Raw genomic sequence first — 12,327 nt, 5'->3', positions numbered from 1 at the left:
TTTGTATTTTTTACCCAAAGAAGCAATGGAACTGATCTTCTTTTATAATCGCTAATAAATCTTGTAAATTATTAGCAATTGGGTGTGGATCGTACAACTCCCATTTACCTGAAGCTCGCATCCAATACAAGGACCAAGAATTCGTGGTTTTAGTAAATCGTATTTTTGCAAAATCGGACTGAATTAACTCATTCGGATTATTCCAAAATGGACGAATCGTATATAAAATAGCAGTATTCTTTTCCCAAGAATACCCATAATCTAATTGTTTGCGTATCTCGTGATCTTCTGGTCGTAAGCCTTCTACAAATTGTTTAATATATACTTCGCTAATACTAATTTCTTTTCCCATTTGTGTTGATTTTTATAGTAGTTTAGTTTTTCTTTACCCCTCCAACGTTGCCAAGCGGCTCAGCAACAACGATTGAAGTTGTGAGAGTTTTTGGTTTTGGTTTGATATTAATATAATTTCATCATCAATGTGATTCATTTTCTCATGAAAATCTTTGCTATAATTATCGTTGTAAATCACTTTTAGATTAAACAATTCATCTTTATTTATAGAACTAAATATAGTTCCAGTACCATCACTTAATTCAAAATGATATTTAAAGCTTTTCATTAAGTAAAATAAATATGATGATTCTCTTGAAGAAAGTGCAGCAATACCACGTCCGATACTACAATCACTATCAGCAATATTTAAATCACCTACTGGAGCTCTTACAGACATTAAAACATCTCCTTTCTTTGCATTTTTCTTTGATAAAGTTGTAAATATTCTAACTTCAGGAATTCTAAAACCAAAATCAGTTCTTCCTTGATAAAATATTTTACCATTACCTTTGTCATTATAATTTTCTCCTTCTGGAGATTGTCCCATTGTAATCTTAGAAATATCTGATAAACTCTTCACCTCCCAACCCTCAGGAATTTCCTTTTCTAATTCTTCATTAAAAACCATTGCACCGCCTGAAGATTTATAAGGTTGTCCTTCTTCGTTAGGAAATTCAAAATCAACAAACCATTGCTTGTATAACGCTTGAGCAGTGGCTTCTAACTTCTCGCAGATTTGTTCATTGACTTGTATTTTCTTTTCTACCGCTTGGTATTGGGCTACAATCTCGAGTTGTTTTTCGATGGATGGAATGGGTAATTCTACATCATTCATCTCATCCATATCAAAAACTTCACGAACACTTCCTATCGAATGATAACGTGCATAACGATCAAATTCAGGACGTGTAAACCACATCATTAAATAATCTGGATTTAATAGATTTTCATCAATAATTTTAAAAGTTGTATATGCTTGAGAAACTAAAGCTCTATCGTATAATTTTAGTAATGCAACACCAATTTTATCTCCTCTTCTAGATGTATCGGGAATATATGTAAATTGATTTCTAGACAAAATTTTATACTTACTCATATCTGTTCCAACTGTATTTGCAATAGATGGAATAAATACTTTTTGGACAGAAACACCTAGTAATGGTAAATCAAGTAATTCTTTATTTCTATCATCAACTACTTGAATATAATCACCCAACTTTTTATAACTCATAGCCCAGCGATTTAAACACGTTAGCTACTTCCTGTTTCAAGACTTCTTCTTGCTGAAACAAGTCTTGTAATTCGGTTTGCAACGTTTGCATTTGCGTATCGTAATCGATATTTTCGTCACGGTTTAAAAACTCAATGTATTTACTTGGCACCAACGAATAATCTTTCTTACGAATTTCATCTAAGGTTGCACTGTAACAATACTCGGGTTCGTTCGCATAAGTGGTTTCTACCTCTTTTTGTTGCCAGTTATGATAGGTGGCTGCAATTTGCTCAATATCTTGTTCCGAAAACTGAATGAATTTCTTTTCAAACGGTTCACCTTTTTGGCGTAAATCCATAAACAACACTTCACCTTCACGGTTACGATAGTTTTTAGCCCCATCGTTTACTTCTACGGTGCGTACTGCTTTGTTACGGTTCAAAATCCAAAGTGTTACCGAAATATCTGTAGAGTAAAACATCGCTCTTGGTAAAATCACAATCGCTTCTACCAAGTCGTTTTCTATAATTTGTTTACGGATTTTGTATTCCTCACCACCACCCGAAAGGGCACCATTGGCTAAGATAAAACCAGCCACACCATTTTGCGACAATTTCGAAATCATGTTCAAAATCCACGCATAGTTGGCATTGGATTTTGGAGGCACTTCGTAACCCGTCCAACGCGGATCGTCCGTTAATTCGTTTTCAGCGCGCCAATCTTTTAAGTTGAACGGAGGATTCGCCATGATGTAATCTGCTTTCAGTTCTTTGTGCTGATCGTCACCAAAAGTATCGGCGGCTTTATTTCCTAAATTGGCAGAAATCCCACGAATGGCCAAGTTCATTTTTGCCAGTTTAAACGTGGTATTCGTTAATTCTTGTCCGTAAATGGAAATGTCTTTTTTGTTGCCTTGGTGTTTTTCAATAAACTTCAACGACTGCACAAACATACCACCCGAACCACAAGAAGGATCATAGATTTTTCCTTTGTAGGGTTCAATCATTTCGGCAATCAAATTTACAATGGACTTCGGCGTATAGAATTCTCCTTTCCCTTTTCCTTCGGCAATCGCAAACTTGCTCAAGAAATATTCGTACACACGGCCCACAATGTCTTGCGCTTCGTCTTTTAGCGTATCGATATTGTTGATGGTATCCAACAATGCCGAAAATTTAGATTGATCCAATCCTAAACGAGAGAAATAATTGTCAGGTAACGCACCTTCTAAGGATTTGTTCGTACGTTCTATGGTTTTAAGTGCGGTATCTACTTTTAGGGTAATGTCTTCTTGTTTGGCATTTTCGATAATGTATGTCCATCGCGATTCTTCGGGAAGATAAAATACATTTTCTGCCTGATAAAATTCGGGGATTTCTAAGAAGGCTTGTTTACCTTCTGCAATCAATTCTTCTCTACGTTTGATGAATTTATCACTCGCAAATTTCAAGAAGATTAAACTCAGTACAACATGCTTGTATTCTGAAGGTTCTACAGAACCACGTAATTTATTTGCGGAATCCCAAAGGATTTCTTCTGTGCTTTTCGTAGGTAGCTTTTTCGCCATATTTTTATAAAATCGTAATCTTTCAAAAATAAGGAAAAAACATTGAAAATTTGTTTCTATAATTAATAAAAGAAATCAAAGAACAGGAAAGAAAATCATCGTTTACTTTTCAACAACACTCGCTTCCAACTTCAGATCATAATTAGGAAAAGCAAAATCATCCAATGGTAAATCATCCAACCATCGATATTGGTTTTGTTTCGTGAGAAGAATGGGCATTCTGTGTTTTGTATTATGAATTTCGTGCATCAATTCATTCGCTTCTGTGGTGACAATCGTAACTGTATTGATGGATTTTCCTGATTCGGGATCTTTCCAGACATTGTACAAACCACCGATTCCAAAAATGGGCTGATTGGCAACTTTTATCAAATATTGTTCTTTGTTTTTGCCTTTTTCATCCAACCATTTCCATTCGTGAAAACCATTTACGAGAATCAAGCATCTTTTATCGCTGGAGTTTTTATAACTGGCTAAAGTTTCCGCAGTTTCAATTCTGGCGTTCAGGGTTTTCTTCTGAAAATCACGATTTTTAGACCAAGATGGAATGAGTCCCCATTCTGCTGAAGTGATTACAGAAGGCTCTTCATCCATAATAATAGGAACAACAGGATTAGCAAATCCATTGATGCGGAATTCTCTATGGTAAGGTTTGCCTTCGTATTTTGCACCGAAGTATTCTTCAAGTTCTTGAGCTTCTGAAAGGAGTGAAATATAGTTGCACATGATTGAAATTTTTCAAGCCTAAATTACACATTTTGGGTTCAAACCAAAAAATTGGACAAAATGTTCATTTCAAGCCATAATCAATTAATATTTAATGAGTTAATCTTAACCATATCGAATGGTGGTTTGTCAATATCAATTACAAAATCATACTCCCCATGCATATTAACATGCTGCCAAGTCATTATAGAGCTATTTTTCATTAATTCTATATTCTCTTGTATTTTCTCCTTCTGTTCAATTTCGGAAAGTTTATTTGAGATAAAGAGATAGTGTTGTTAATTATTTGAACAAAAAAAATCCTCCAATTATAATTGAAATAGCCAAATTAACTGATTGTTCTAAAAATACAGTACAAAAAGTAAAAATGTATTTAAAATTAAGATAAAAATTATAAATATATTGTAAATTTGTAGCGTTGAAAGATTTGCGTAAACATATCAGCTTTGTTATCTTGCTATGCATTAGCTTTTTGTTATTGCCAAGTAAAAGCTATGCCTGTACCGAAAAAACAGCAAATACAGAAATAAGATCTTACTCAAACGACCCATCATCTAAAGCACAAAAAAAAGATTGTTGCAAAATGCAGTCTTGTAAAAAAGATAAACACCATAATAATTGTAATGATGGGTGCAAACACAGTTCTTGTAGATGCAGTGCTTCATCAACATCATTTGGCTTACCGATACCGATAGATTTAAAAACAGAAATCCGATTTGCTGAAATTAAACAACAAAAGTTCGGTTTCAATCAATCCTACTATTCTTCAGGCTTTTCTTCCATTTGGCAACCGCCTAAAATAGGTTAGAGGATGGCTTGTTAGCCATACTTATGTTTTGTCGAAAACTAATATCAGTTTTCGTAAAACTTTTTATTCCTTAATAATTTAAAAAAATTTCAAAATGAAATCAATATCAAAAATATTGATGGTAATCACCGTATTACTATCATCCGTAAACAGTTTTGCCCAAATTAAAAATGTGAAATCAGAAACTGTAAAAATATATGGTAACTGTGAAATGTGTAAAACGACCATTGAAAAAGCAGGAAATGTAAAAAATGTAGCCACAGTAGATTGGAATAAAGATACCAAGATGGCTACACTCAACTACGATAGTAAAAAAACAAATCAGGACGAAATATTGAAACGCATTGCCTTAGCTGGTTATGACAGTGAGAAATATTTAGCTCCGGATGATGTATACGCAAAATTATCCGGCTGTTGCCAATATAACAGGGAACTAAAGCCAGTTGCCACAACCAAAGATTCAGGTATGGATATGAAAGCTGAACACGCCAATCACAAGCCTAAAGAAATGTCTGCCACAAATATGGTAGCTACCCAAAATGCTCCACAACTGAAAGCTGTTTTCGATAACTATTTCTCAGTAAAAGATGCTTTGGTAAAAACCGATGTTGCTATCTCTTCTGCAAAAGCTGCTGAATTGGTAAAGGCAATAAAAGCTGTAGAGATGACAAAGCTTTCTACTGAAGAACATACCGTTTGGATGAAAGTAATGAAGGATTTAACAGCAAATGCAGAAAAAATTGCTACAGCTAAAGAGGTTTCAAAACAAAGAGAAACTTTTGCCTTACTTTCTAAAAATATGTATGAATTAACCAAGGTGTCAAAACAAGAAACACCTGTTTATTATCAGCATTGCCCAATGTACAACAGTGGCAAGGGTGCAAATTGGTTAAGCAAAGAAGAAGCTATTAAAAACCCTTATTATGGTTCTAAAATGCTTACATGCGGTAGCACACAGGAGACAATTGACAACAAATAAAAGCCCTTTATTATGGAAAATATGGAAAGCAATTACGAAATGTATCATAATCCCAAAAATGAAGGACATAGCGGTAAACATTCTTTAGCAATGTACAAACGCTTTGCAATTATGTCGGTTATAATGTTCGCAGCAATGTATTTTATAATGTATGCTATGATTGATGGTTTAAATAATCTTATCCCCAACATTAATAATTTATATATGACCTTGCTAATGGTTTCTGCAATGTTGATCATAGAATTATGGATAATGAAGAGTATGTATGAAAATAAGAAAATCAATTGGGGCATTATAATAATTTCTGCTGCAATAGGTATCTTGTCGTGGTTGGGTATTCGAGAGCAATTATTCGTTGGGGATAAGGAATTTGTAAAAGGTATGATTCCACACCACGCAGCGGCAGTACTAATGTCTGAAAAAGCAAACCTTACTGACCCCGAACTGATACAGTTGCAAAAAAACATACTCAAAACCCAAGCAGAAGAAATAGAATTTATGAAGCGAAAGCTGAAAGAATTTGAAACCAATAAGTAAAAAAATCATTCTTTAATAACTTTAAATAACATTACAATGAAAAATATTTTTTTCTCCATCATAACATTGGCAACAGTAACAGTAGTAACAGTTTCCTGCAATCAATCTTCAAATAAAAATAACAACCAGCAAACTAATGATAACACAGCCATAACTGAAACCCAAGATTTGTCAGCAGCAACACAAAATGATACAACAGCTGCCGTTACTTCAAGAGATACACTATCTCAAAAGGTGGAAAAATCCGCTGTAAAAGAGCAGGCACAAAACTTCTCTATTGAACCAATTGTAAAAGATTATCTGGTTTTAAAAAATACACTCGTTGCAGATAATGACAAAGCAGCTGCTAATGCAGGAAAACAACTTTTTGCTACTTTAAGCAAGGTGGATATGAAAACCATAGCTGCAAACAAGTATAAGGAGTTTATGGATATTTTCGAAAATGCTAAGGAAAATGCAGAACACATTGGCGATAATGCAGGCAAAATAGACCATCAAAGAGAACATTTAGCATCATTAAGTAAAGATGTTTCCGATCTTATAGTATTATTTGGAACTACACAAAAATTATATCAAGACCATTGTCCAATGTATAACGATGGTAAAGGTGCTGTTTGGATTAGCGAAGCTAAAGCTATCAAAAACCCATACTATGGTGGTAAGATGCTTACCTGTGGCTCTGTAAAAAAAGAGTTCTAAAATGAAGAAAGTATTAAAGATAATATTGGCAATAGTGCTGTTTATTTTTATTGGAATACAATTTTATCAGCCTGCCCTTAATGTAGATAAAGGGCAGGTTTACACAACCGATTTTACCCAAGCCTATAAAATGCCTGTTCAAGTAAAAGCGATGTTTCAAACCTCTTGCTACGATTGTCATAGTAACAATACTAATTATGTTTGGTACGACTATGTGCAACCTATGAGAGCATTAGTAGAAAATCACATCAAAAACGCAAAAGAGGATTTGAATTTCAACGAATGGGATACATACTCAAATAGGAAGCAGGAAAGATTATTAAACTCAATTAAAGAACAAATCGAAACTAAACAAATGCCCTTATCATCATATACAATGATGCATAAAAATACAAAACTGAATGATGAGCAAATCAAAGTATTAACCAATTGGTTAAAAGAGCAGGAGTAAGTTTCAAGAAAAAAAATATCAAAATGAATATACCTAAAAATATTACGATCAGGTTGCTGCAAGCAGTTTTTATACTGTTATGTTCGCAATCTCTCTTTGCACAAAAAGTAGTTCGTTACGAGTTGTATGTAAAAGATACGCTTGTCAACTACGCAGGCAAAGAAAAAAGAGCCATTTCCGTAAATGGTCAAATACCAATGCCAACGCTTACATTCACAGAAGGTGATACTGCAGAAATTGTTGTACATAACCAATTAAAAGAAAGTACCTCATTGCATTGGCACGGAGTGTTCCTGCCCAACAAAGAAGATGGTGTGCCCTGGCTTACACAAAAACCTATTAAGGCAGGCACAACGTATACCTATCGTTTCCCAATTATCCAACACGGAACGCATTGGTATCACTCACATTCTGGTTTGCAGGAGCAAATTGGGATGTATGGTAGTTTTATAATGAAGAAAAAGGATGATGATAAAACCTTTAGAAAAGGAATTGACGATTTGCCGACTGTACCCATCATTTTAAGTGAGTGGACAAATCTTAACCCCGACAACATTAACAGGATGCTGCATAATGCCAACGATTGGGCCGCTATTAAAAAAAATGCAACACAGTCTTACGCAGAAGCCATTAGAGAAGGACATTTTAAAACAAAAATAAAGAACGAATGGAAACGTATGCTGGCAATGGATGTAAGCGATGTTTATTACGATAAAATTTTAATCAACGGAAAGTATACTACCGATTTAAAAACTGTTGACGGCAAAACGCTAAAAGCAGGCGATAAAGTACGATTGCGAATATCAAACGGTGGAGCTTCATCCTATTTTTGGTTGCGGTATGCAGGCGGTAAAATAACCGTAGTTGCCAATGACGGTAATGATGTAGAGCCTGTGGAAGTAGATAGATTAATCATTGCAGTTTCTGAAACTTACGATATTGTAGTAACAATTCCTGAAGATGGTGTTGCTTATGAGTTTCTAGCTACTACTGAAGACCGAACACAATCCGCAAGCTATTTTGTGGGCAATGGCATCAAACAATTAATATCTCCACTTCCTAAATTAAAATATTTTGAAGGGATGAAGATGATGAACGATATGATGAAGATGAATGGAGATTTGGACGATATGGGAATGAAAATGAGCCTGAACCAAATGGATATGAACGTGGTAATGTATCCTGAAATTACTGGAGAGGCAAAACCAAAAGAAGACCATAGCGGGCACAATATGAATATGGAAAATGATCCCAACCGTTACAATGCAAATGCTTTGGGAGAAATCAAAACGCTGAATTATGCAATGCTACAATCTCCTTCCAATACGGAACTTCCTAAAGATGCGCCAGTAAAAGAATTGAAATTTACCCTTACCGGAAATATGAACCGCTATGTGTGGAGCATGGATAATAAAATACTTTCTGAAACCGATAAAATACCCGTAAAAAAAGGAGAAATTCTACGAATTACTATTCACAATAATTCAATGATGCGCCACCCAATGCACTTGCACGGTTTTGATTTTAGAGTGATTAATGGAAAAGGAGAAAAATCACCACTCAAAAATGTTTTGGATATAATGCCAATGGAAACAGACACCATCGAATTTTTAGCAAATGAAGAGGGAGATTGGTTTTTCCACTGTCATATACTTTACCATATGATGTCGGGTATGAACAGGGTTTTTGCTGTTGACGACTATAAAAATCCATACTTACCCAACAAAAAACAAGCCTACAATAAATTGCAGAGAGAAAGCAATATGCCACACTTTATGGCACAGAATGATTTTGCAACCAATGGTAACGATGGAGAAGCGATGCTTCAAAATGCACGGTGGAGTTTAGGTACAGAATGGCGTTTAGGCTACAATGATATGCACGGTTATGAAGTAGAAACACATTTAGGAAGATACATCGGAAAAATGCAATGGTTTATGCCTTTTATAGGTTTTGACTGGCGTTACCGTAAAATGGGTATAGATGAACACGAAACAAATTTATTCGGACAGAAAAATGAAAAAGACACACGCACAGCCATCAGTTTAGGTTTTATGTATACTTTGCCAATGTTGGTAAACTTTCAGGCAGAAGTCTATCACGATGGTATTGTACGCCTGTCATTAATGCGTGAAGACATTCCGATTTCAAAAAGATTAAGAGGTGGTTTTATGGTCAATACAGATTTTGAGTATATGGCAGAGCTTAGGTATATTATCAATAAAAACATTGGCATTCGTACTCACTACGATAGCGATATGGGTTGGGGTGCAGGAATTGCGCTGACGTATTGATTAGTATAAATACAACTATTATTTTACGCCGATTCTTAATAAGAATCGGCTTATTTAGTTTTGGAAATATTCACATTATTTAATCTAAAGTGAACATTTTGCCCCATTTTTGGTTTGAAGCCATTTTGAAACAACCAAAACACCAATTAAAAACTAATCTTTGCTTTAGAAAAAATAAAATCAACGTAAAGCGTAAGCTATCGTATTGGTACAAGAAAACTAGGAATCTTCTAAACAGCCAAAGTTCGATAGCCTTACGCCGTATTATTATACGGCGTGGGCTGTGGCAATATATTTGGCTGTGGGTATCCTAGTACCTCTTGTATAGATTGAGCTGCAGTTCCACGCTTTTCATTTTAAAAAAGAGGATACAGGAACTGGTATTTTCATCCAAAGACATGAATGTAGCAACCAGCCTGCAAACCGAAAGTTATCATTTGGTTTTGCAAAAATTTATTAATCTTATTCTGTTTGGAAAAATTCAGAATCCCAAGTTTTTGATAAACAAAACAGAAGTTCCAATTCATAAAAATTTATTGGATTTTTTTCAATCTTTAGATTCTGAAATTGGAAATGAAAGGAGCGAAATTATCACCGCTTATTGTCATGAGAGGCTGGATGAATATCTCAAAAAGCTACAATATAATGATCGTGTTGATCTAATGAATTGTTATGGATTTAGTAATTTCCGAGTATGCATCAATATTTTTAGCATGCTTGAAAGTACAAAAAGTAAAAAAGCAGTCAATCCGCAAATAAGAGATGCTGAAATTATGATGGAAATGGTTTGGGAAAAGAAATTACCTGAAGAAATACGAGATTATTTGTGCATGCAATTTTTTGATATTTTTAATAAAATTCCCACTGATTCTGATTTTATTACTGAAGAACAGTATCAAAATTTAGTTGGTCGATATATTGGAGAATATAATCACAATAAGGTGATCAATATTTTATATCAAAAATTTGAGGAAATAGATTAGTTATTCTTAGTATTCTTTCCATCCAGCCATTTATTGTATTTATCTATCTGTTTGGACTCCTTTATGTATTCTTCTAAAGCTTTATTGTATGATTTTACTTTTGCTAGATCATCTTGAATTTTAGATTTTGAATTTTGTCCATTTATACCGAAAAATATTGATCCACAAGTGATAACAAAAGCCACTAACAAATAGAAAAAATAGTTTGACAAACCTTCCTTTTTCTTTGATTGTATTTCTTCAAGCTTTTGATAGTTTTTTTGAAACAAAATCTCCAAGCGACTAATTTCCTTTGATAAATCAGTTTTAATAGTATTGCTTGTTAATTTCAACTGATCTAGATTAGGCTCGATCTTAATTTGTTTCAAGCTTTCTATTTTAACGTTTAATTCTGGAGCAATATTTTTTGTCTCAGATATCAAAACTTTAATCTCTTCAATTTGTTCCAAGAAAACTTCTAAAGTGTCTTGTAATTTAGGTGTTGCTTTCATAATTCGAATTTATTAATAACTCATTCCTTGCGTTATAACTTTCTTTATCAAATTAGTTGCAATTTTTGATGCAATATTTAATGCTAAATTTTGAGTAATTTCTAGTGGTTTAGTAAATGAAATCGAAGAATTTTTGAAAGGAACTCCTTTTGCCATAATATTCTTCAATCCAAGATTTCGATGAACTTCACTTGCTTTAAAGGCTTTCCCAGTAGCTAAATCTAACATTCGATGACCTTGAACCTGTCCTTGTTTGTTGATCGTGGGAGTTACTTTCACGCCTAATTCTTTCATTTGTTTCATGTAAGATTCCATAGATTCTGGAACTTTCTTCATCACAAATTCGTGCTTTTTGACAATTTCATTTTTTATTGCTCTATCTAAATCCGTTTGTCTTTCGATAGATTGCAATTTTGAAATCATTTTTTCTTTTGCTGATATTAAACCTCGTTCTTTAGCCACTTCATGTCCCGCCCATTGCGCTTTTTTTCCAATATGATTATCGGCAATCAACTTCCCATTATCCTGTACCCTGTTGGCAATAATGTGGATGTGTTTATGGTCTTTTTCAGTATGAACAAAAGCAATGTATTGTTGCTTTTCAGGATCAATGCCTAATTTTTTCATAAAATCATTGGTGATTTCCCGAAGTTCTTTATTTGTTAGTTTTTTTCCTTCTTCTTTTTCTGGTGAGATAACCAATGATAAAGTCTTTTTTTGTGCGTTTTGATTTAAATCCTGAATAATTTTCATCTCTTTAAGTATCTCCGAAGGCTGCTCTCCACACAAACCATTTCGACAAAGTTCATATCCTTTTTCGTCTTGCATCACGTAATTAGCCAATGCAGAACCACCTTGACAAGATTGAGCCATTCCTATCATTTCTTTGTTTTTTTCCGTCCATAAAATATCACTGAAATTTCTTCAAATGTTCCCTAATCAATCTCGAAGCTTCAAGTGTTTCTTGTTTCATTCCTGTAACATCGCCAAGTTTAATAAGATTCGATATCCGTCTAAAATTGTCTGCATATTTTGATAGGTTTTTATAACATTCAATTTCATCTTCAGAAAGCCTATTTTTTAGTTCTTTTTCAAAAGTTAAACGACGAACAAATTCTGAAACTGAAAGTCCAGCTCGTTCGGATTTTTTTTCAATAATTCGTTTTTCAATTCCTGAAACTCTAAATTTTATAAATTGATTTTTCATACTTGAAATTTTATTTAATCGCTGAAGGCGATTTCC

Annotated in this window: 14 protein-coding genes; 7 read left to right on the top strand and 7 right to left on the bottom strand. The window is 34.0% G+C overall.

Annotated features, from left to right (window positions below; genetic code table 11):
• Nucleotides 1-10: 10 nt before the first annotated feature.
• From AC23MB_RS10955 to AC23MB_RS10940, 4 genes are all read right to left on the bottom strand, one after another.
• Nucleotides 11-352, bottom strand: a complete 342-nt coding sequence (locus AC23MB_RS10955; RefSeq protein WP_487787253.1) for a DUF3024 domain-containing protein — start codon at nucleotides 350-352, stop codon at nucleotides 11-13.
• 33 nt (nucleotides 353-385) lie between these two features.
• On the bottom strand, nucleotides 386-1,567 hold the full coding sequence (locus AC23MB_RS10950) for a restriction endonuclease subunit S (RefSeq protein ID WP_487787252.1): 1,182 nt from the start codon (nucleotides 1,565-1,567) through the stop codon (nucleotides 386-388).
• Nucleotides 1,557-3,116 (bottom strand): type I restriction-modification system subunit M, encoded by a 1,560-nt coding sequence (locus tag AC23MB_RS10945; protein WP_487787251.1) that lies wholly within the window; start codon nucleotides 3,114-3,116, stop codon nucleotides 1,557-1,559. Before AC23MB_RS10945 ends, AC23MB_RS10950 begins: the two co-directional genes overlap by 11 nt.
• A gap of 102 nt (nucleotides 3,117-3,218) precedes the next feature.
• A complete protein-coding gene (locus AC23MB_RS10940) occupies nucleotides 3,219-3,842 on the bottom strand; it encodes an SOS response-associated peptidase (protein ID WP_487787250.1) in 624 nt (207 codons plus the stop codon).
• Between the two features lie 418 nt (nucleotides 3,843-4,260).
• Between AC23MB_RS10940 and AC23MB_RS10935 the strand changes: the two genes are divergently transcribed.
• From AC23MB_RS10935 to AC23MB_RS10905, 7 genes are all read left to right on the top strand, one after another.
• The gene (locus AC23MB_RS10935) at nucleotides 4,261-4,650 is read left to right on the top strand and encodes a hypothetical protein (RefSeq protein WP_419311146.1); all 390 of its coding nucleotides are present in this window, start codon (nucleotides 4,261-4,263) and stop codon (nucleotides 4,648-4,650) included.
• Nucleotides 4,651-4,744: 94 nt separating this feature from the next.
• A complete protein-coding gene (locus AC23MB_RS10930) occupies nucleotides 4,745-5,629 on the top strand; it encodes a DUF3347 domain-containing protein (RefSeq protein WP_419311147.1) in 885 nt (294 codons plus the stop codon).
• 12 nt (nucleotides 5,630-5,641) lie between these two features.
• Entirely contained in the window at nucleotides 5,642-6,166 is a 525-nt protein-coding gene (locus AC23MB_RS10925; protein WP_419311148.1) for a DUF305 domain-containing protein, read from the top strand.
• A 36-nt stretch (nucleotides 6,167-6,202) separates the two neighbouring features.
• Nucleotides 6,203-6,865, top strand: coding sequence for a DUF3347 domain-containing protein (locus tag AC23MB_RS10920; RefSeq protein WP_487787249.1), 663 nt, complete (start codon nucleotides 6,203-6,205; stop codon nucleotides 6,863-6,865).
• 1 nt (nucleotide 6,866) lies between these two features.
• Entirely contained in the window at nucleotides 6,867-7,316 is a 450-nt protein-coding gene (locus AC23MB_RS10915; RefSeq protein WP_069798645.1) for a heme-binding domain-containing protein, read from the top strand.
• A gap of 23 nt (nucleotides 7,317-7,339) precedes the next feature.
• Complete coding sequence (locus AC23MB_RS10910; protein WP_487787248.1) at nucleotides 7,340-9,610, top strand: multicopper oxidase family protein; 2,271 nt, start codon at nucleotides 7,340-7,342, stop codon at nucleotides 9,608-9,610.
• Nucleotides 9,611-10,008: 398 nt separating this feature from the next.
• Nucleotides 10,009-10,593, top strand: a complete 585-nt coding sequence (locus tag AC23MB_RS10905; RefSeq protein ID WP_487787247.1) for a hypothetical protein — start codon at nucleotides 10,009-10,011, stop codon at nucleotides 10,591-10,593.
• Here AC23MB_RS10905 and AC23MB_RS10900 read toward each other — a convergent pair.
• The 3 genes from AC23MB_RS10900 to AC23MB_RS10890 are packed head-to-tail and all read right to left on the bottom strand — an operon-like array spanning nucleotide 10,590 to nucleotide 12,291.
• Nucleotides 10,590-11,084 carry a hypothetical protein gene (locus tag AC23MB_RS10900; protein ID WP_487787246.1) on the bottom strand — a complete coding sequence of 165 codons (495 nt, stop codon included), beginning with the start codon at nucleotides 11,082-11,084 and terminating at the stop codon, nucleotides 10,590-10,592. The two genes, AC23MB_RS10905 and AC23MB_RS10900, sit on opposite strands and share 4 nt — an antisense overlap.
• A gap of 12 nt (nucleotides 11,085-11,096) precedes the next feature.
• Nucleotides 11,097-11,966, bottom strand: a complete 870-nt coding sequence (locus AC23MB_RS10895) for a relaxase/mobilization nuclease domain-containing protein (protein ID WP_487787245.1) — start codon at nucleotides 11,964-11,966, stop codon at nucleotides 11,097-11,099.
• A 28-nt stretch (nucleotides 11,967-11,994) separates the two neighbouring features.
• Complete coding sequence (locus tag AC23MB_RS10890) at nucleotides 11,995-12,291, bottom strand: plasmid mobilization protein (RefSeq protein WP_487787244.1); 297 nt, start codon at nucleotides 12,289-12,291, stop codon at nucleotides 11,995-11,997.
• Nucleotides 12,292-12,327 lie beyond the last annotated feature (36 nt).

It is taken from the genome of Soonwooa sp. T0.1_25, from assembly GCF_057652215.1.
The sequence above is the reverse complement of the archived record's forward strand: the minus strand, read 5'-3'. Positions and strand labels throughout refer to the sequence as shown.